The organism is Paenibacillus sp. FSL W8-0426 (assembly GCF_037969725.1).
Taxonomy (GTDB): Bacteria; Bacillota; Bacilli; order Paenibacillales; family Paenibacillaceae; genus Paenibacillus; species Paenibacillus hubeiensis.
Map to the genome: position 1 here is coordinate 4,478,821 of NZ_CP150203.1, position 21,513 is coordinate 4,500,333.

Consider the following 21,513-nt stretch of genomic DNA (forward strand, 5'->3'; position numbering starts at 1 on the left):
GCGGATATCCCCTCAACTAGAAATTGCTTTCAAAATTCGATACAATAAGGATATTAATCGACCTTCGAGCCTGAAGGGATATAAGAGAATAGGATGGTGAATAATTTGCCTCAACAATCCAAACCTGTCAGCTACGGGGGGCAAGCCGTCATCGAAGGCGTCATGTTCGGCGGCAAACACGTGAACGTTACCGCTGTGCGGAGAAAAGACGGCGAAATAACGTATCTGGAAGTTCCCAAGCAAGACAAGTCCTGGGTCATCAAACTGCGACGCATACCGCTTCTGCGCGGGATTGTCAGCATCATAGATTCCAGCGTCAAAGGCAGCAAACACCTTAATTACTCGGCCGACGCCTACGCGGACGATGAGCTGGAGCCGGAAGAACGCGAGAAGCAAAAGGACAAACAAGGCTCGGGCTGGAGCCTGAGCATGATTATCGGCGTAACCGCTGTAGCCATCCTTTCTTTTCTTTTCGGCAAAATTGTTTTGACGCTGCTCCCGGTAGTCGTTGAGAATTTCCTCTTCAAGAACGCATTTGACAACCAGTTCCTGCATAATTTACTGGAAGGCGTGATCAAGCTGATCCTGCTGCTCGCTTACTTGTGGCTGATCTCGCAAACGCCGATGATCAAAAGATTGTTCCAATATCACGGCGCGGAGCATAAAGTAATCAGTGCCTATGAAGCGGGCGAAGAGCTCACACCGAAAAACGTTCAAAAATACAGCCGTCTCCATTATCGCTGCGGAAGCAGCTTTATCATGCTGACGGTGATCATCGGGGTATTCCTCTATTCGCTCTTCACATACGACAATCTGTGGGAACGCATGGGACAGCGCCTGCTCTTGCTGCCGGTCGTACTGGGCATTTCGTTTGAACTGTTGAAAATCACCAATGCGATGCGCGATATTCCTGTACTTCGCTATCTTGGGTACCCAGGACTGTGGCTGCAGCTGCTGACAACCAAGGAACCGACCGACGAGCAGGTCGAAGTATCCATCGCATCGTTTAACCGCATGCTTGAGCTTGATGCCAAGCTCGCCAATGCTTCCAGCACGTCGGAGATTCCTCTTGCAACTCTTGATCCTGTGAAAGGGTGATTGATATGAACAAGCAGGCGATCGTATTTTGGGCTTTTATCGTTCTCGCCGCTTTCGGAGTACTCAGCTGGTTGTCCAACGCTAGCATCGTCCAGATTTTGATTCCAGTGGTGGTCTTGGGGGGTGCATTCCTGCTCTACAAATTTCCGCCCCGCCGCTGGCAACGCAAACAGACGCCGAAGATCAAGCCTTCAGCGAAAACGATGGCCAAGGTCAATGCTCAGAACAGTGCCAGAAAGAGCCACTCCACGCGTAAACGCAAAGATTACCCGTTCCATGTCATTCAGGGACAAAAGGGAAAAAACGATGAGGATGTACCGAAATTCCATTAACACATTCGTGTGAAACATGAAAAAGCAATGCTTTTGCCCCATAGGCGAAGCATTGCTTTTTATTTATTGGAGGGAGCGGCTTTGGGCAATGTCCCCTGCACTGCTTTGCTGCTCGAATTCCGCCGTTCCTTGTTTAATTGCTCCCCGTATGTCTTGACGTTCCAGCCGTTGAAAAAGTCGGTGCCCGAAGCAACCCCTGATTCGTACAACGCCAAGCTTTCGTCCGGGGTTAAGCGGAATTGGGTTGGCTTGATTCCAAGCGTCGGTATTTTAACGGTTCGGAAGCGGTTGATCTGCTCAATGTAACGCTCATCATGAGCCGTCAGCATCGTTTCTACCAAAGCTTGAAGCATGCTTAGCGGGCCCTTGATCGTCGCCGGCTGTCCCTCCGTTTTGCCGACCATTTTGAATCCGACCACCGGAATGATCTCCCCGCTCCGCTTCGAGCGTTCCCCTTCAAACAACCATAACGGGAAATTGCTGAGCAATCCCCCGTCCACGACGTAAACAAATTGTTGGCTGAACGGCAGCCCTTTCGAGAATGCCGGCGATTTGCGAATGACAACCGGGTCGAAAAAGTAAGGGATGCTGCAGCTCATGCGCACAGCTTTGGCAACATCCAGTTTGCCGGGTTCGATGCCAAATCGGCTGATGTCGTCAGGCAAAACCAAAATGTTGCCGCCGGAAATGTCGGAGGCAATGACGTTCAGTTTGCCAGGGGGCAGGTCGGCAAAGGAACGAATGCCCTTTTGCTGCAGCATGCTGCGAATCCATGTTTCCAATGCTTCGCCAGAGTACAGTCCCTTTTTCAAAAAAAGCCTTGCCGCCGGACCAAGCCAGCGCACATCAAAAATCGGGGCACGACGCAGCAATGATGCAAATGGCGTATTCTCAATAATCCCCCGCATTTCGTCCGCTTTATACCCCGCGGCAATCAACGCCGCAACGATCGAGCCCGATGACGTGCCTGCAACGCGATTGAATTGCACCCCATGATCTTCTGCGCTTTTCACCGCCCCGGCGAGTGAAATTCCTTTCACTCCTCCGCCTTCAAAGACCGCATTGATCAACATAAACAAACCCCCGTTCCCATGCAACAATAGTTCTACTGTCACTGTATGAGAACAGGGGCCCGTCATATGTCGTCAATATGCATTACAAGCCGTAATATGATTTCAACCTTGCGATTAAACCGAGCGGGTCCTTCGTCAAGTATTGGGAGCTGAAATAAATATCTCCGCCAATGGCGTTGTATCGTTCATTGTATGCCAATTGATCGATGATTTCCTGCGAAGTCTGCCACCCCGATTCGGTGGTTCCTATTTTGTACGGGGAGTGTCCGATATACAATTTGACATTTGTATTCGCGACTTCGTTAACCCACCAATCTACGACTTTGTCATAACGTGCGGCGCTCAACGTCATGCTCCAATATACTTGCGGAGCCACGTAATCGATCCATTCCTGTTTGATCCAAGTACGCACATCCGCATTCATGCTGTCATACGCGGTTACACCTGCTTTGGTGTCTGAACCCGTCGCATCCACCGCTTTATTGCGCCATACGCCAAATGGACTGATTCCGTATTCCAGGTTCGGATTCACCTGATGAATGCTTTCGCCAAGCTGCTTCACGAACTGATTGATATTGTCGCGGCGCCATTCGGCACGATCATTGGTGTTTAATGTGTTATAAGTCCTGAATGCCGCATCATCATTGAAGGCCACGTTGGACGGATAGAAATAATCATCCAAGTGCACCCCGTCAATATTGTACCGGTTTACCACTTCCATAATCGTATCGATGATATGCTGCCTTGCCTCCGGAATGCCGGGGTTGATGTACAGCTTGCCTCCCGCATTGACGATCCACTCCGGATGAAGCTTGGATACATGATTCGCCGCCAATCCCGTTGTGCTCGCCGAATTCGTGGCGCGGAACGGATTGAACCAGGCATGGAACTCAAGCCCGCGTTTGTGCGCCTCCTCAATCATGAATTCCAGCGGGTCATAACCCGGATCTTTGCCTTGCGTTCCCGTAAGCACACTGTTCCAAGGCACCAGACCCGAAGGGTAAATGGCATCCCCGTTGGCTCGAACTTGCACGAACACCGCATTGATACCCATACCTTTTAATTGGTCCAGCTGCTGCGTATAATCCAGCTTCTGTTTCTCGATATTGCCTTTTGCGCCGGATGACGGCCAATCGCCATTCACCGTGGAAATCCATGCTCCGCGCATCTCGTCGGTTGCAGGCACATTGCCCGATTGATCTGAATTGCCCGGATCGACCGGTGTAACCGGCGTAGGATCAGGCGTCGTCTCCGAACCGGAGTCGTTTGTCAGCGTGAACAGATCAATCGTCTGCGTCGCCTGGGTCCAGTTCACGCGAATGCCCAGGTTTTCGCTGACGAACCGGAGCGGCACCATTACGCGCCCCTGTTTCACCTCAACCGATGCATCCAGGTTCACCGTCGCGTTATCCACCGCTGCTTGCTGTTTTCCCTTCGTCATTTGAATGATCGTGCCCGACTTGTTGATCGTTACCGTTTTGGTGGCTTGGGACCAGAATACGGATGCTCCCAATCCTTCGCTAATAACTCGGAGCGGCACCATAGTCACATTCACTTTGGGCAAAATATAAGGCGCCACATCCGACTCCAGACGCTGCCCGTCCAGATGAATCACAATGTTCTGACCGGCTGCTTGAGCAGACAGCCCTGCCGTTTGCAAACCCAACACAAAAATCAGCAGCATAACCAGGCTCTTACGAAACTTCATCCATTCAATCCTCCATCATATCCTTTTTCGCGGAAAATTCTGCTAGTTTAATAGACGCGTCAAGTGACCGTTTAGTTGCGATAAATGGATAAAATGCTGGCAAAAAAACGAAGGATGCCCTCGCGGCCTCCAATGGCACGGGGACATCCTATGTTCTTGCAGCATGATGGATGAAGCGGCTCCTTATTCCGGATCAGAACTAGGACTCGGTGTTGCTCATGACTTCCTGCAATTTCCGGAGATCGTTCAAGCGGTTTTCGTTCTGCCTGAAATATTCGACCAAGGTTTCGATGCATGTAATCGAGTCCCAGCTCAAATGATGCTCGATGCCTTCAACGTCTTTGTAAATGTTCTCTTCCTGCACGCCGATGGTCGTCAAAAATTCCTCCAGCAAATGATGACGTTCCATTAATCGCTTGCCCATCTTTTTCCCTTTTGGAGTCAGTACCAATCCACGGTACTTTTCATAAATCAGGTACTCGTCCTTGTCCAGCTTCTGGATCATCTTCGTCACCGAAGAAGGATGCACTTCCAATCCTTCAGCGATATCGGATACGCGAGCATAGCCCTTTTCATCAATGAGTTTGTATATACGCTCCAAATAATCTTCCATACTGGGCGTTGGCATCTGCTTCCCTCTCTTCTCTCTGACCGACACACGACACGATTCGCGCCTGGTCCCTATCCTTTAATGATACATGTTATCAATGCGCATTGGCAAGTCCTGCGCGCCCCTGAACCATGCAATCCATCCTTCTGCCCACCATGAACGCAAAAACCGCTCAAGTATTTGGCATGCGTGCATCTGCTCCAAATAACCCAAACTAATCTTGGCAGCCAGCCATGAAAGGAGCAAACCAACCTTATGAGTACGAGCACAGCGTCTCCTCCCGTCCGGAAGGCAAAGGGGACTAAACCCTTTATTCCCGATTTGGTCTATTTTGAACCCGGCGCGCTGGAATACGACAAAGGAAAACGCATCATGGAGTGGGTCAAGTCCCAAGACATTCCTTACCAAATGACCACTTCCCATAACAGAATTACGAATTTACCGGGAGAGACGGAGCAGGAAAAATATCGCATGGCCAAACGCACACTCGTTGTGGGCGTACGAAAAACGCTGAAATTTGACCAATCCAAACCTTCAGCGGAGTATGCCATTCCGATTTCGACAGGATGTATGGGCCATTGCCATTATTGTTACCTGCAAACTACCTTGGGGGCCAAGCCATATGTAAGGGTCTATGTAAATACCGAGGAAATCATCCAGGCAGCGAAGGGTTATATCGACGAACGAGCACCTGAAATTACCCGCTTCGAGGCAGCCTGTACATCCGATCCGGTGGGCCTGGAGCATATTACGGGAAATTTGGGGGACCTGATTCGTTTCATGGCTGACGAACCATACGGACGCTTGCGTTTTGTGACCAAGTACCATCATGTTGAACCGCTGCTGGATATTAAGCATAACGGCCATACCCGCATTCGTTTCAGCGTTAATGCCGATTACGTTATTAAAAATTTCGAACCCGCAACTTCCAGATTCGAAGAACGAATCGAAGCTGCAGGGAAAATTGCCCATGCCGGTTATCCGCTCGGTTTTATTATCGCTCCAATTATTTGGTACGACGGCTGGGAGAAAGGCTACGCCGAATTGCTGCAAAAGCTCGCGGATACCCTCCCTGAGGAGGCGACCAGCAATCTTACCTTTGAAATGATCCAGCACCGTTTCACCAAAACGGCCAAAGCCACGATCGAGAAACGTTACCCCAAAACCAAACTTGAAATGGATATCGAAAAACGCAAAATGAAATGGGGCCGTTGGGGGCAGTATAAATACGTCTACAAAGACGACCAGCAGGACGCGCTGCGCGAATTCATTACGGAGCAAATTTTTGAACATTTTCCATTAGCCAACATCGACTATTTCACTTGACTGTTTCGCATCCAACCAAAAAAGCCCCATGAACCGGATTCGCATCCAGCGTTCATGGGACTGCTACTATCAAACTATGGCTATATAAGCCACAAATAACACACGATCACGGAGAGGCAGAACCAATCTGAAGAAGCGAAGCTAAAAGCTTTCTGTAAGAAAGCTCCATCGAAAGCATACGCTTCGCATTTATCACCAGATTTTCCCCTTAAATAATCATCCAATCCGGCGTAATCTGCTGCAGCCAAATCGTAATCTTGGTCATCTGGTCAGTGAACAGCAATATGCCAAGGAACAGCATTAACGCCCCGCCCACTTTCATCATCGCATTGGAATAACGCAAAATCCAGCGGGTCGAGCCGATAAAAAAAGCAAGAACAAAAAACGGAACGGCAAATCCGACCGTATAACCGGTAATCAACGCAAACCATGTCGTCGGTTCACTTGCAGCCATCGCAATGATTGCCGTTAAAATGGGGCCGATACACGGGGACCATCCTGCAGAGAAGCCAATGCCGAATACAAAAGACCCTACATATCCCGCAGGTTTCCATTTCAACTCCAGCTTGCGCTCTTTCATCAGAAACTGCGGTTTGAACACCCCAAGCAGGAATAACCCCATCAACATGATCAGAATGGCGGATAGCTGCCGGATGAGCTCGCGATTATCATTGAAAAAACGTCCGAACAGCCCTGCACCCAATCCAAGCGAATAAAATACCGCCGAAAAACCTAAAATGAACGCCAGCGTGTGCGTCATCGTTTTCATGCGAACTTCGCGCTGGTTGCGCTCATCTTTCAGGCGCTGCACCGTCATGCCGGTGATATAGGAAAGATATGACGGATACAGAGGTAAACAACAAGGGGATATAAATGATGCAAATCCGGCTATAAAAGCCAGCCATACGTTAACATCAGGCATGAAGCGAATGTCTCCCTTCTGTGGAAGCTCACTTGCCAATTGCACATTTGATCACGTTCAAGCGTCAGGCACGGAATCCCTTTTTGGCGACCATCGTCATGATCAGCATCATAATCAACAGCAGTACAATCGTAGCACCCGGTGCCAGGTTCCAGATCCCTGCTACAACCAATCCAATGACCACGGCAATCTCACCGATGACCACGGACAATACTATTGCCGACTTGAAACTTCTTGCCATCAACAAACTGACGGCAACCGGTATGGTCAGCAACGCAGATACGAGCAAAGCACCCACGATTTTGATGGCTGTGCTAATGACCAATGCCGTCATGACCGTAATCAACATGTTCAGCACACGAACCGGCAATCCCGTCACTGCCGCTGCATCCTCTTCAAAGCTAAGCAGAAAAAACTCCTTATGAAGCAAGGCAACGATGACAACGACAATCAACGTAACGATGCCGACCAGCTTCAGGTCGGTTGCATCCAGCGTATAGATGCTTCCGAAAAGATAACTCATCACATCGGTATTGTATCCCTTGCCAAGCGTAAAGAACAGCGAGGCCAGCGCCACGCCGCCGGACATAATAATCGCGATGGACAATTCCGCATAGCTTTTGTAAGCCTTGCGCAATTTCTCAATCGCAAATGAGGCAAGCACCGCAAACACAAGCCCTACCGCAATCGGATATACCTCAATCAAAAAACCGAGGGCAACCCCGGCAATCGTAACGTGAGAGAGCGTATCTCCGATCATGGATAGACGGCGCAATACCAGAAACAATCCAATCAGCGGGGCGGTGATGCCAATCAGCAACCCGCCTGCCAATGCCCGCTGAAAAAAATCACTCATTAAAATTTCCAAAACGTACACGACTCCTTCGGCCTTGCTCTATTCTGGCGGACAACTGCCGTTTACCGCACCTGCGCCGTCGTATGCTGCAGATTGGTTTCCGCGCAATCCTCCACCTCATGCGAGTGACGAACATGAAAATGAATTTTACCGTTCGTTACCGCCGGCTGCGAACCTAGATAATTTTCCATTCGGTTCATGTCATGGGAGACCATAAGGAAAGTCATCCGGTGATGCTCATGCATATGGGTAATCAGTTCAAAAAAAGTATCCTGGGACTCCGCGTCAATCCCCACGGTTGGTTCGTCAAGAACAAGCAGATCCGGACGGTTGATGAGCGCCCGCGCCAGAAACACGCGCTGCTGCTGCCCGCCAGAGAGCTGTCCAATCCGTTTGTGCGCAATGTCCTCGATTCGCATGACCTGCATGGCATCCGCACATTGCTGGTTGGCCTGGCGTGTCATGCGGCGAAACATGTTTTTGTTGTTGTACAGGCCGGACATGACAACCTCTCGCACCGTTGCCGGAAATAATGGATTGAAAGCATTTTTTTGCGGAACATATCCGATGCGCTGCCAATCCTTGAATTTGCGAATGGACTGGCCGAACAACTTAATGTCGCCTTTCGCAGGCGGCAGAAGCCCGACCAACATACGCAGCAGCGTTGTTTTGCCGGCGCCGTTCGATCCGATGATGCCCACGAAGTCCCGCTCTTGCACCATGAAATTCAAATGTTCAATGACTTTCTGTTCACCATAGGAAAACGACAATTGCTCGATTTCGATGATGGGATCATGACATAGTGGCATGATTTGCTGCATGGCAAAGCCACCCTTTCTTTCTATTTCAGGATTCGGACGAATCCCAGTCTATCTTATTTTAATGCGATCAGGAGATTTTGCAAATTTTTCTCCATTAAAGTGAAATAATCGTCTCCGCTTGCTGCCTGCTCTTTCGTCAGCCCCTCTACCGGGTTCAAGACCATCGTTTCCACGCCGGCTTCGCCAGCCAACGTTTTGGCCAGTTTGTCGGATACCAGTTCCTCGAAGAAAATGTACTTGATGCCTTCTTCCTTTACAAGCTTAGACAGATTCACGATATCCTGACCCGTCGGCTCAGCGTCCGGGGACAGTCCCATGATCGCATGCTGTGTCAGGCCGTAATCGCGTGCCAGATAACCAAACGCCTGATGGGATACGACGATTTCCTTGTTCGGCACTTTGGAAAGCTCGTCGGCAAATCGTTGATCCAGTGCTGCCAATTTGGTTTGAAGCGCTTTGTAACGCTGCTCGTAGCCTTCTTTGTGAGCAGGATCTGCTTCCACAAGGCTGTTTTTGATATTTTCGGCCATGATCAAGGCTGATTTCGGACTCACCCATGTGTGAGGGTCGATATGATGACTGTCTACCTCTTCTGACCCCGCGTCGTTTGCATGTTCGTCGGCATGTTCATCCTCATGAGCGTGTTCTTCCGATTGTTCCGCACCATGATCGTGGCCATCGTCGCCTTCCGCCATCAAGAGATCCACGCCGTCGCTGACCGCCACTGCTTTAACCTTGGAGTCGCTATCCAGCGACTTGAGGAAATTCGGCACCCACCCTTCAAGCCCGGCACCGTTATATAAGAAAAGCTGGGCTTTGGACGTGTTGACGATATCTTGGCTCTTTGGCGTCCAGTCATGCGGCTCTACCCCGGTTGGCAGCAAGTTGATTACGTTCGCATCATCTCCGCCGATCGCAGCCGTAAAAGCGTACACCGGATAAAACGTCGTTACGACGTTGACTTTGCCTTCTTCGATTTTGGCACTATTGGAGCTGTTTTGCCCACAAGCGGACAAGATTAGCAAACTCATAACCAGCAAACTGCTCCAAAGCAGACGAGACCGCTTGCCTTTGCGCCGGGCAGTCGCCTGAATCAATGACGGTTTTTCTCTCAAAAATTTCATTTTTTCTATCACTCCGCATCACTTAATCGTAAATATTACTGATAGAATTATAGGTAACCTACCCACCGTTGTCAAGCGTGCTCTCCTTTTCATTCTATCCAGATCTGCGGAGCTTTTATCAGTCTATGCCTGGTTGTCCCCCTTCATGGCCCCTTTCTGGCTAAAAAAATGGTGAAAAAAGTGACCCGACGAATCGGGTCACTTTCATGCAGCACATACGGGTGCCATAGTTTATTTATGCATACAAGCATGCTGTTCCGTTATTTTACTTGTGCGCCATTGGGCATGCTGTCAGGAACGGTAGCAAGCGTAAGCTGATCGCCATGCGATGCCGCCAAAATCATGCCTTGGGACAGCTCGCCGCGCAGCTTCACCGGTTTCAGGTTCGTTACGCAAATGACTTTGCGGCCGACCATGTCTTCCGGCGAATAAAACTTCGCGATACCGGATACGACCTGACGCTGCTCATAACCGAGGTCCAGCTGCAGCTTCAGCAATTTATCCGCTTTTTTGACGGGCTCGCAGGCGATAACCTGCGCTACGCGCAGCTCGACTTTCGCGAAGTCATCGATGCCGATCTCTTCTTTGCTCTCCGGTGCCTCCACGGCTTCAGCCGCTGTGTTTGCTTGCGGCGCCTCAGGCTGTGCATCCGCCTTTTTGCCGCCGGTCATGGCTTCGGAGATGTAAGCCACTTCCTGTTCTGCATCCAGGCGCGGGAAAATCGGATCTCCCTTTTGCAGCGCATTTCCTGCCGGGATCAGTCCCCATTGCTTCGTTGTATCCCAAGCAGTAAGCTCGCCTTCCTGGATGCCGAGCTGTTCCCAAATTTTAAGCGGTGCACGCGTGAGGAACGGTTGCAGCAAGATGGAAGCGATGCGCAGGCTTTCGATCAGATGGGACATGACCGAAGCCAGTTCGCTGCGTTTCTCTTCGTCACGAGCCAACGCCCACGGCTGAGTCTCGTCGATGTACTTGTTGCTGCGGCTTACAAATTGGCTGATTGCCGTTAACGCAACGGAGAACTGCAGATTTTCCATCGCCTGCTCCACTTTTTCCACGGCCGCATGGCCCGCTTCTTCAAGAGAAGCATCGAATTCGGTTACGCCGGAAGCAAATGCCGGTGCTTTGCCTTCGAAATATTTATCAACCATCGCTACGGTACGGTTCAGCAGGTTGCCGAGGTCGTTCGCCAAATCGGAATTGACGCGTTCCACGAAGCTTTCTGGCGTAAAGGTGCCGTCCGAACCGAATGGAACTTCGCGCAGCAGGTAGTATCGCAGCGCATCCAGACCGTAACGGTCAATCAGCGTAACCGGGTCAACCACATTGCCTTTGGATTTGGACATTTTACCGTCCTTCATCAGCAGCCAACCGTGCGCAAATACCTTTTTCGGCAATGGCAGGTCAAGCGCCATCAGCATGATCGGCCAATAGATCGTATGGAAACGTACGATCTCTTTACCGACCAAATGTACGTCCGCCGGCCAGAACTTGTCGTAGAGCGACGAATCGGCGGAGCCGTAGCCCAGTGCCGTGATATAGTTGGACAGCGCATCGGTCCATACGTATACGACGTGTTTCGGGTCGCCTTTTACTTTGACGCCCCATTCAAACGTCGTCCGGGAGACGGCCAAATCCTCCAAGCCAGGCTTGATGAAGTTGTTGATCATTTCGTTTTTGCGGGACTCCGGCTGAATGAAGCCAGGGTTCTCCTCATAAAATTGCAGCAAACGATCGGCATATTTGCTCATCCGGAAGAAGTAGGATTCTTCTTTCACCAATTCCACCGGATGACCGCTGTCCGGGCTTTTCGCGGCAACAATGTCGCCCTGCTCGTTCCGCTCCACGTCCACCAGCTGGGTTTCCGTATAATAGGTTTCGTCCGGAATGCTGTACCAGCCTTCGTACTCTCCTTTATAAATGTCGCCCTGTTTCAGCAAACGGTCGAAAATGTCCTGCACCACCGTTTTGTGACGCTCTTCCGTGGTACGGATAAAGTCGTCGTGAGAGATGTCCAGCTTTTTCCACAGATCCTTGATGCCTGCTACGATGCCATCGACGAAAGCTTGCGGCGTTTGGCCTTTCTCTTGCGCTTTTTGTTCGATTTTTTGTCCATGCTCATCCGTGCCCGTCAAATAACGGACATCGTATCCGCGCAGACGTTTGTACCGGGCCATCGCATCGCCAGCCACCGTCGTATAAGCATGCCCGATGTGCAGCTTGTCGCTTGGATAATAGATTGGTGTCGTCAGATAAAACGTTTTTTGTTCAGCCATGGCTGATTTGCCTCCTTTTCGGTTTAAAGAACACAAAAAAACTCCCGCCCCAATGGGACGCGAGTTGTTCTCACGTGTTACCACCCAAATTCCCCGCGCTTTTCGCAAACCACGGGCTCTGTCGGTCCTCAGACCGTCCATTAACGCTGGATCACGCCCCAATCTTACAGCAAGCGGTTAATCCCGCACTGCATGCTCGAAAGAGGTCCCTCCAGGACCATTTTCCAGCCTCCTCCCAGACCGGTTCTCAGCTTCTCCGGCTCTCTGCGCTGGGGGTGTGTCTGTACTTATCCCTTCACTGGAAATTATTATACATGAAATATACTGAAACGCTGCCCCTTTTGTCAAGTCGGCTGCAGACTATTTGGAAGAAGCTATGACGGATTTGTCCGCTTTCGGCGGGACCAAATCCACGCCGCCCGGATGGAACGGATGACATTTGGCGATGCGCTTTGCGGCCAGCCATGATCCTTTCAAGGCGCCATGCACCTCAATGGCCTCCATCGCGTACGCCGAACATGTCGGATAAAAACGGCAGGTCGGCGGCTTGAGCGGAGAAATGCAGCTGCGATATACCCGAATGGGCGCCTGTGCCATTTTTCGCGTCAGCTTCATCGCTTAATGCTTCCCGTGAGAATGTCCCGAAACCGCTTTGGCCGGAGCATGCTCCGCACAATCTTTACAATACCCGAACACTTCGAATTTATGATCCACAACCTGAAATTGTTCCGGCGCATCCGCAAGCTGCATGGGGCAAAATACGATCGGATATGTTTTTTGGCATTTCAGGCAAATCATATGGTGATGGTGATGATCCTCGCTGCAATGGGCGCGGAACTTCACCCCGTCCTCAAAAATAATCTGCTCCAGTACACCCAATTCCTGCATCACCCGCAAATTGCGGTACACCGTGTCGAAGCTGAGTCCGCTATAGTTTTTGCTCATATATTCATAAACGTCCTTCGGTGTCAAAAAACCGGGAGATTCGGCAAACAACCTGGCCAGCGTTTTCCGCTGATCCGTGATGCGAAGCCCCTGCGAGGACATCGTGCTAATAATCTGCTCTGTTGTCAGCATGACCTGCAACACCTCCTGCCATACATATGCTCATGCAATGGGTCAAGCAAAGCCGACAGAGCGGTGCTGTAACCGATGCAAATGGCCGCTTGTATTTTCTTACTACTAATAATGCCTCAAATTTCGCTTCGAGTCAACGAAAGCAGTCAGCCGCCCGATCGATCATCCAGCATGAACTTCCCTGAGGAAACCTCGCATGAGCGTATCTATGCACGGACGGAATATGTGCATTCAGCTGACTGCAAACCTACGAAAAAGGACTCCTTGCGGAGTCCTTCCATGACGGTTTAGAACAAGTTTCTGTTCGGGCGACTTTTGGGGTGACAGGGTATACGATAATATAAGCTCTCACTCCAAACCGTCCGTTTTCCGGTCCATCTATATAAACCGCACTAATCAATCACACAAGGCCACTACGAGTGCAGCACCATCTTCCGATCGCTGTTATCCCCAGATTTTTTTGATTCCCCTTCTCTAGAAGGGAAAATCCGGTGATAAAGGCGACTGCTTCGCTTCTCCAGATTGCTCCTGACTCTCCGTTAACGTGTGTATGTTTTTTGCGGTTTATATAAAAATTGTTATTTTTTCTCTTCTGGAAGCGGTGTGAACAACAAGTTAACCGGCAGATTGCTACCCGGTGCGGCAGAGAACAGAATCGTTACGCTCTCTCCATAAGATCCGGTGCGATAAAGCACGCTTTGTTCATTCGGCGCGCTAACGGAGCTGCTTTGCGCAATCTGTACAACCTGACCATTGACCAGGGCAACGCCGGAGTATTTGCCTCCGCGAGGGTTCAGGGAAATCAACGTCCGTGGAGCAACGTTGTTCAGCGTAATTTTGTATAACACGCCAAAGTTGCCTGCATTGGACGCATCCGTGTAAGCCATCGGATCCGTTCCGACCAGATTCGGATCGCTTGCATTATCGCCAAGCGGCATGCGGGACGGTTTGGCACCGATTGGCTCATCGTAGGTAATAACCCGTGTAGCATTCGGATACGTACCACGGTTATGAACGCCGTCGCGGTCAAGCACAGGCAATGTAGCCAAAGCTTCCATCGGATCTTTGTTTGCATCGATCATGATGACGTTATAATCGAGTTGATAATCACTGAATACGTCCGAATAGAGCGAAATAACTTGTCCTTGTTTCATCGGCAGCGCACTAAGCTCCGTCAAAATCAGCTTGCTGTCGCCAGGCTCAATATAGATTTTCTTTTGATCCTTACCTTCCTGCATCGACTGGAACCATCGGTCAATGGACAATTTCCCTGCGGCTGTAGCGATTGGGGAAGGTCCCGCAAAGCCCATGTTTTGCTGTTCGAGTTGCGCCGTATACGCGTTGTTGTTCGTTGCGACAACATACATTTTAACGGCTTTCCCCGTGTTGTTTACATGGTGAATCATGAAGCGGGTCTGACCGAAAGAAGACTCTTTATATACAATACCTTCGGAATTCACCGTTTCCGGACTGTTGCTGCGGATCAGCAGGCTTGGTTCGTCTGTATACGTATAAGGCACTTTTTCCATAGCAGGCACATCGCCGCCGTTAAAGACGAATTTCTGTCCTACCGGGGTGAAAAGCTGATTGAAATCAGAAAGAGTATACAACGTCTCATTGGTAATTGTAATGACTTTGCTGTATGTGTCGGTTTCACCGTGTTTGTCCGTAACGGTGATGGTCACCGTTTTGGGCCCTGGAACGAAGAAGGCCAGTGCATTGTTATCCCATTCCACTTTTTCGATGGCGTTTTCATCATCCGTACTTTGGTCGATATACGTGATTTTTTCGCCCATCTTGTACTCTTCCTTGTCGGTCTCGAACATGGCGACAGGAGGCAGGTTTGGTTTCTGTACTTGAATGGTTACGGAATACGGGTCGCTCCATTGACCGCTCGAATCCTGAACTTCATAAGTAATCGTATACGTGCCGGGCTGATCGAACGATTCCTGACGGCCGGTCCAGCGTTCGTCAACAATGTTCAACCCTTTCGGAGAACTGGATGAAGTCACGTAATCTACCTTGTCACCTGCAAAAATTTCCTTTTGGGAAATCTTGAAGCTTGCAACCGGTTTGGTATTCAGATTCAGCACAACCGTTTTGGCCGACTGATTTACTTTATAAGTAATGTTCAAGGCCTGCGTAATGGAAGTTAACGGGACCATGAACGTATTTTTTTGCTGATAGGCAGGGCCTTTCATCGTTCTGGACTCGCCATTTACGGTGTAGACCGTGCTGTTCGTTTTGAAACGAAGCTCGCTTTCGCCGCTAATAATGATCGTTTCCTTGGTGGTGTTGTCATATTTGACTTCATATCCTACACGGTCTACCAATGCCCGAATGGCAACATACGACACGCCGTTTTTGACCGTCATGGGCTGCCCAGCCAAATACGTCTTTCCGTCTTGCTCCATTTTGTTGCTGTTCATGTACAGCGTCAGATCACCGCCTGATGTTCCGGAAGACGTTCCTCCTGCAGAAGGTTGCTCTGCCTGAACAGGGGTCGTTGGAGTCTCGACATCCTCCGCGCTGCCGTCTTCTTGGTCCGCAGCATCCGGATCAGGTTCAGTCGCTGATGTTTCCCCATCTGTGGTTGGTGTATCCACACCTGTTGCTGGTGTTGTTGGCGTTACTTCTTTGGTTGGTGTTGTTCCGGTTGTTGGCGTTGTTTCAGTTGTCGGTGCTGTTTCGGTTGTTGTAGAAGTTTCTTTGCCTTCAGTGGACTGAGCACTGTTGGAAGCGTCGCTGCTCCCTGTCTTGACTTCACTCTCGGCAAGCGGCTGTTCTTTCTTGATGACCTCTACGGATTTTACTTTGGCAGTATGAACTGGTTCTGCATCGCCTTGAGCTGCTGGTTGCGCATTCACCGAACCAACTGCAAATGCTTGAAAAACAGCTAAAGCGGTAAATATGGACAATTTTTTCTTCAAATTCATTCTTTTTCTTTGGCTCCTTCTGCTCCCACGTAATATTATCCCCCTCAAAAAGTCATACTATTAGACGCGGGTGACCGGGAAAAGTTGCTAAAATTATTTGATTAGAAATGTAAAGTTTTAATAGAGCGATAACACTATGAAAATAGTTAGTTATCATTTCATTGCATTCATAGCTTCATCCATCAAAAAAACCTTGCCGCTATATGGATGAACTTCACCACATAACGGAAAGGTTTGTCCTTGCCTTCCATGTTAACTTAATCGGACGGGCAAGCTTCCACTCGGATTCAATTCGCCCGTAATCAAAAGGGAGAGTCCACGTACCACGGCAGGCGTATTTTCATATGTGCACACGTAAGCTCCCGGCCGGGGAATTTCGAACAGATCATAGGGATTACGCAAAGCTACGACAATCAATGAATGTTTCTCACTCAGCCGTTGGATTATGTTGCGCTGACCTTTGGGAAGAACTCCTGCCGAGGTATAGGTGCATACGATGACTTGGTCTCCCTTTATCACGCTTTGCAAAATTCGTTCTGCTTCATCATAGGACGGCTGGGTCGTTATTTTATACTCGCGGACATGATTCCTGAATTGCCCAAGCACCCTACCAAGCGAATCCGAATGGGACCAAGGCTCATCCACCTCTGTTCGCTGTACAACCTCGGGCCATATAACGAACACGTTTTGTTCGGGTTTTAAGGGCAGTAAACCGTCATTATGTACCACGGTGATGCTCTGGCACGCAATTTCGTGTAACAGTACATCGTGCGGGACGGATGAAAACGAATCTGTCATACTCGATGGTTCGCTTGGTTGATCGCTACAGCGTTTTAGCTTCCAATTCACGACACGCTCCAGCGCCTGGTCAATGATCTGCTCGTCGATTTCTCCGTGGCGAACCGCTTCTGCCACTGCCTCTATGGCTGCGATCTGTTCGTCAAGGGTATGACTGACCAGGATCAAATCCGCTCCTGCCTTCACAGCACGGACAGCCGCCTTCGCGACTCCATACGGTTTGGAGATGGCATGCATCTCCAGGCAATCTGTGATGATTATTCCTTCGAACCCCATTTCTTTGCGCAATAAACCATGTAATACGCTGCGGGACAACGTTGCGGGAATCGGCTCTGGTTCGATCGCCGGAAAAATGACATGTGCTGTCATGATGGCATCCACGCCCGCCTCAATGGCCTGGCGAAAAGGCAGCAGTTCTACCTCCTCCAGTCTCTCCCGCCCATGGGGAACGGTTACCATGCCGAGATGAGAATCCACGGCCGTATCTCCATGCCCTGGAAAATGCTTCGCTGTTGCGGCTATGCCCCGCGACTGATATCCTGTAATGGCTGTCGCACCATGAGCGGCCACCTTCTCCGCGTTTTCCCCATAGGATCTCACTCCAATCACCGGATTTAGCGCGTTATTGTTCACGTCGAGGACTGGTGCAAGGTTCATATCGATTCCAATCCGTTTCAGCTCATCCCCAAGAATCCGTGCACATTGATACGTGTAATCCGGGTTGCCTGTCGCCCCGAGCGCCATATTACCCGGTACTCTGGTCACGCCGTCTTTATCGATTCTGGCAACCATGCCGCCCTCCTGATCCACCGAGATCATAAGCGGCAGTTCACTGCTTTTAGCGGCCATCCTTTGCAATTCGGCAGACAAGCGGGTCAATTGTTCCACGCTCTCCACATTGCGCCTGAAATAAATGACGCCCCCAACATGGTAGTCCTGGATTAAACGGGTGATCTGTGCATCCGCTCGCTGTCCATGAAAGCCGCACATAAACAGCTGGCCGACCTTCTGCTCCAGCGTGAAATTTTCCCATGGTCTCATGAAAGCATTCCCTCCTCCAATGAAGTAGCTGCTCTCTTGCTCTGCCTGTATTCCGATGGCTTCATATGAAAATGTTTGTGAAATACTTTGGAGAAATAACGCCGTTCTTTATACCCCGTGGCTTCCCCGATCGCTGTAATGCTCCACTCCGTTGTACTCAATAAGTGCGCTGCGCTCTCCATCCGTTTATGGGTCAAATATTCAACAAATGTGACTCCTGCATGGCTTTTGAACAGCTGACAAAAGTAGCTTGAACTGATTCCCAGCCAATCTGCAACCTCATCGATGCCAAGATCACGGTCCAGATGTGTGTCCATATAATCACATGCAGACTTTATCAAATCTGAAGTCGAAGGACGTGACGTGCCTTGTTTGTTATGCCAGGCATGGGCGATCGCTTCCGCCAGTTCGATCAATTCCTTCATGGAGGCTGCCATTTGCAGCGCGTCCCAGAACTGCTTTTCTTCCTGTTCGGCAAGCGCATGAACCTCCCTCAACTCTCCCAGCATGTGTACGAGCAAAAATCGAATATTGCTTTCACCTATGCTGTCCGATGAAAATTTAGTTTGGTTCAGCTGCTGCTTAAGGGAATGCAGCAGATTGAACACCCCCTGCTTGTTCCCCTGCCGAATACAGCGAGTCAGCAGATCGAGGTCCTCTTTGGTCACCCACGCCGCCTTTTGGAATGCTTCGTCGTTTGGCCGTAAGATGGGGTGAGCGGAAGTGGGTAGCGACCTCGTCTCATCGCTGGTTTCGAATGAAATCATCAACCTGCGCTGACAGTGCAGGTATCGCTCGGTAATCTGTTGATCCAAACGCACGGGCTGATCGTCCCGAATCGTTCTTGCCTTCATTGCCGGGTCTTTGGCAAACATGGCATTAAGCCTCCATCGGATACGCTGTTCCAATTCATCTGCCTGCTGCTCCCATCCGGTCGCAGCCTTCAGCAGAATCCCCCATTCCCCTTTGCGTACGGCAATAATCATGCTTTCTTCCAGGGCTTCCGTTAAATCTGCAAGACTGGCATTGATCACATCATGCCATTGCTGATGCTGGTCAGCAGACCAGCCGATGGAATGGCGGAAGTAACCTTCCGCATTCACAAGGATGAGAATATAGCGATCAGAAGAGCACAGCCCTTCTGTTGACGGCACAGAGCAGCACGGAGAAATTCCCTTTTCACCCCGCAGTAAGTCGGTCACATGTTTATGTCTGATCCAGTTTTCCATCTCTACATGACGATGGTGCTCAGACTCGCTTGCCCTGCGCTTCTTATGAATCTGTTCGGTTAACTCGCGCAGTTTGTTCTCCAAATCCAAGTAATCAATCGGTTTGCATATGTATTCATGTACGTTGTAGCGGATGGCCGTTCGGGCATATTCAAACTGCTGGTATCCGGTCAGCAAAATAATTTCACATGACTCGCCCCGTTCGCGCAGTATTCGAATAAGCTCCAAACCATCCATGGCAGGCATGCGAATATCGCACAGCATGATGTCCGGATGACAATCAGCCGCTTTATCCAGCGCTTCAGCCCCGCTTCTGGCCGTGCCCGCAAGTTCAATCCCCATGTCCTCCCAGGGCAGGATCAAGCTCAAATTTTCCAAAATCGGCAGTTCGTCATCAACTAGCATTGCGGTCAGATTCATCTAGGCATCCCCCTGCTCATATCGTGGAATTATGCATTGAATCACTGTCCCGTGGCCTGGAGCTGAACAGATGAATATGCCGTATCCTGCCCCATATCGGATTCGTATCCGATCCGCCACACTTCGTAAACCCAGCCCGCGGCGCTCGGCCATTGAAGACGGGGACTGCTCCCCTTCATTTGCATGCGGATGTACCGGAGGGTCCTCTGCCATGTACTCGAATCTCCCCAATATTTCCTGGGGAATGCCAAGTCCGTTATCCTCCACCCGCAGTACCAGATTATGGCGATCCTCGAATGCACGGATCCGAAGCACTCCCTTGTACTCAATGCCCTCGAAGCCATGCTGGATGCTATTTTCTACTAATGGCTGCAACGTCAGTTTAAGTACGAAGGATGTGTACAAATGAGCAGGAATATCTATTTCGTACGTAAACAAATCACTGAATCTGTATTGTTGTATTTCAAGATAACTCTGGAGATGCCTTACTTCCTCGCCCAGTGCTATTTCCTCCTGATCTTGAATGCTGATCCGAAGAATATTGCCGAGACGGTTCACCATTTCGCTGACTTTCCGTCCTTCTCCACGCATGGCCAGCCCGTTGATCGACTCCAATGTATTGAACAGGAAGTGTGGTTTGATCTGAGCCTGCAGCACACGCAGTTCAGCCTTGGCCTTCTGCTGCTGCTCTGCCCGCACACGACGAAACAAGCTTCCGATCCGGTCCAGCAGTTCATTAAATCCATGGGCTAGAAGCTGCATCTCATCGAACCCTGTTCCCTTCACCCGTGCGCTAAAGTCACCATCCTCCACTCGCCGCATGAAGCGGACTAATACCGCAATATTGCCGGTAATACGGTTCATGAAAAACAAATTGAAGACCATTGCCGCAAGAAGGCAAACCAGAATGATAATGACCGACCAGCCTGCAAACACATTCGTTTCAGCCGACAGCGCTTCCCATGAAGTTACGCTGATTAAACTCCAGCCGTAGTTTTTCAGATGATACTGGGACAGGATGCTCTCCGTGCCGTCAAATACCGTCCGAATGCTGCTGAAGCCGGGCCCGTAACTGACTGTGTTGACACCGAGGTTCTCTATCTTCTCCCCGCTGTACCGGCCGGTAGGGTCATAGACGATCAAACCTTCTTCATTCATTAATAGAAAGGATGTATTTTGTGCGGAATCGCTAATCTGCAGATGTCGGAAGATCCGATCGATCTCTCCCTTTTTGATCTGAACAACAAGAATCCCGATATTTTGAAAATAACTGAGCTCCTTCACCAGCCTGATCTGCGTAAAGACAGGATCGACGCCGGTAAGTTCGGGATACTCCAGTGGTGCAAGCCATTTGGGCACACCGTTAAGCTGCTGGATTTCCTGGAATAAGGGATGAACCTTGAACTGTCGAAATGGAAGCGCTTCAAAATTTTCCTTGGTGAATATGGAGACGATCTGATTGTTCTGGGATGAACGCAAATCATACAAGAAAGCATAGCTGATAAACGGATAGTTATATAGAAGGGAACGAAAATTGCGCTGGCTGGCATTAAGCGACAACTGGTTACCGGTTCCGAGATCCTGTTTGGTCGGGTCCTTGGCGTTAAGTGCCATTTGAAATACCGACGTGGCGATTCCGTTATCGGTGACATTGTTAATCTGCTGAAAAACGTTCTCGATATTGTAGCTGATGGCCTGAAGGGCGTATTCGGCCTGCTGGTTGTATTTTTTCTCGATCGTATGTGAGGTGACCAGAAACATCCCGATCCCTAATCCGCACATCGGTACAATGATCAGCAGCAGAAAGGCCATGGCCAGCTTCATGCGCAAGTTCATATCCGTTCTCCCCATTCACCGCCTCGTCCA

The 21,513-nt window shown here is 50.0% G+C and carries 17 protein-coding genes and 1 other annotated feature; of the genes, 3 read left to right on the top strand and 14 right to left on the bottom strand.

Annotated elements, in window-relative coordinates; all coding sequences use genetic code 11:
* The first annotated feature begins 105 nt into the window (after positions 1-105).
* Both MKY59_RS19985 and MKY59_RS19990 read left to right on the top strand, forming a co-directional pair.
* Positions 106-1,098, top strand: coding sequence for a DUF1385 domain-containing protein (locus MKY59_RS19985; protein ID WP_339273356.1), 993 nt, complete (start codon positions 106-108; stop codon positions 1,096-1,098).
* Positions 1,099-1,103: 5 nt separating this feature from the next.
* Complete coding sequence (locus MKY59_RS19990; protein ID WP_236420004.1) at positions 1,104-1,430, top strand: hypothetical protein; 327 nt, start codon at positions 1,104-1,106, stop codon at positions 1,428-1,430.
* Positions 1,431-1,489: 59 nt separating this feature from the next.
* On the opposite strand, the gene MKY59_RS19995 is transcribed toward MKY59_RS19990, so the two are convergent.
* The 3 genes from MKY59_RS19995 to mntR all read right to left on the bottom strand — a co-directional run bounded on the left by MKY59_RS19995 (position 1,490) and on the right by mntR (position 4,839).
* Positions 1,490-2,503, bottom strand: coding sequence for a patatin-like phospholipase family protein (locus MKY59_RS19995; RefSeq protein WP_236420006.1), 1,014 nt, complete (start codon positions 2,501-2,503; stop codon positions 1,490-1,492).
* A gap of 82 nt (positions 2,504-2,585) precedes the next feature.
* The gene (locus MKY59_RS20000; protein WP_339273358.1) at positions 2,586-4,211 is read right to left on the bottom strand and encodes a family 10 glycosylhydrolase; all 1,626 of its coding nucleotides are present in this window, start codon (positions 4,209-4,211) and stop codon (positions 2,586-2,588) included.
* A 199-nt stretch (positions 4,212-4,410) separates the two neighbouring features.
* A complete protein-coding gene (mntR, locus tag MKY59_RS20005) occupies positions 4,411-4,839 on the bottom strand; it encodes a transcriptional regulator MntR (RefSeq protein ID WP_236420010.1) in 429 nt (142 codons plus the stop codon).
* A gap of 237 nt (positions 4,840-5,076) precedes the next feature.
* On the opposite strand from mntR, the gene splB reads away from it, so the two are divergent.
* Positions 5,077-6,147, top strand: a complete 1,071-nt coding sequence (gene splB, locus MKY59_RS20010; protein ID WP_339273361.1) for a spore photoproduct lyase — start codon at positions 5,077-5,079, stop codon at positions 6,145-6,147.
* Between the two features lie 208 nt (positions 6,148-6,355).
* Here splB and MKY59_RS20015 read toward each other — a convergent pair whose 3' ends face one another.
* The 11 genes from MKY59_RS20015 to MKY59_RS20065 all read right to left on the bottom strand — a co-directional run bounded on the left by MKY59_RS20015 (position 6,356) and on the right by MKY59_RS20065 (position 21,483).
* Positions 6,356-7,069 (bottom strand): cytochrome c biogenesis protein CcdA, encoded by a 714-nt coding sequence (locus MKY59_RS20015; protein WP_236420015.1) that lies wholly within the window; start codon positions 7,067-7,069, stop codon positions 6,356-6,358.
* A 64-nt stretch (positions 7,070-7,133) separates the two neighbouring features.
* Entirely contained in the window at positions 7,134-7,937 is an 804-nt protein-coding gene (locus MKY59_RS20020; RefSeq protein ID WP_236420017.1) for a metal ABC transporter permease, read from the bottom strand.
* Positions 7,938-7,987: 50 nt separating this feature from the next.
* Positions 7,988-8,746, bottom strand: coding sequence for a metal ABC transporter ATP-binding protein (locus MKY59_RS20025; RefSeq protein ID WP_236420019.1), 759 nt, complete (start codon positions 8,744-8,746; stop codon positions 7,988-7,990).
* A 53-nt stretch (positions 8,747-8,799) separates the two neighbouring features.
* A complete protein-coding gene (locus MKY59_RS20030; protein ID WP_339278442.1) occupies positions 8,800-9,777 on the bottom strand; it encodes a zinc ABC transporter substrate-binding protein in 978 nt (325 codons plus the stop codon).
* Positions 9,778-10,130: 353 nt separating this feature from the next.
* A complete protein-coding gene (metG, locus tag MKY59_RS20035) occupies positions 10,131-12,146 on the bottom strand; it encodes a methionine--tRNA ligase (RefSeq protein ID WP_339273364.1) in 2,016 nt (671 codons plus the stop codon).
* A 50-nt stretch (positions 12,147-12,196) separates the two neighbouring features.
* Positions 12,197-12,454 (bottom strand) — a binding site (T-box leader).
* 52 nt (positions 12,455-12,506) lie between these two features.
* Entirely contained in the window at positions 12,507-12,761 is a 255-nt protein-coding gene (yidD, locus tag MKY59_RS20040) for a membrane protein insertion efficiency factor YidD (RefSeq protein WP_236420023.1), read from the bottom strand.
* Between the two features lie 3 nt (positions 12,762-12,764).
* Complete coding sequence (locus tag MKY59_RS20045) at positions 12,765-13,223, bottom strand: Fur family transcriptional regulator (RefSeq protein WP_236420025.1); 459 nt, start codon at positions 13,221-13,223, stop codon at positions 12,765-12,767.
* 578 nt (positions 13,224-13,801) lie between these two features.
* Positions 13,802-16,159, bottom strand: coding sequence for a copper amine oxidase N-terminal domain-containing protein (locus MKY59_RS20050; RefSeq protein ID WP_339273366.1), 2,358 nt, complete (start codon positions 16,157-16,159; stop codon positions 13,802-13,804).
* 252 nt (positions 16,160-16,411) lie between these two features.
* Positions 16,412-17,998, bottom strand: coding sequence for a beta-N-acetylhexosaminidase (gene nagZ, locus MKY59_RS20055; protein WP_339273367.1), 1,587 nt, complete (start codon positions 17,996-17,998; stop codon positions 16,412-16,414).
* Positions 17,995-19,647: a response regulator gene (locus tag MKY59_RS20060; protein ID WP_339273368.1), complete on the bottom strand. Its 1,653-nt coding sequence runs from the start codon at positions 19,645-19,647 to the stop codon at positions 17,995-17,997. The genes nagZ and MKY59_RS20060 overlap by 4 nt, the downstream gene beginning before the upstream one ends.
* Positions 19,648-21,483 carry a sensor histidine kinase gene (locus tag MKY59_RS20065; protein ID WP_339273370.1) on the bottom strand — a complete coding sequence of 612 codons (1,836 nt, stop codon included), beginning with the start codon at positions 21,481-21,483 and terminating at the stop codon, positions 19,648-19,650.
* Positions 21,484-21,513 lie beyond the last annotated feature (30 nt).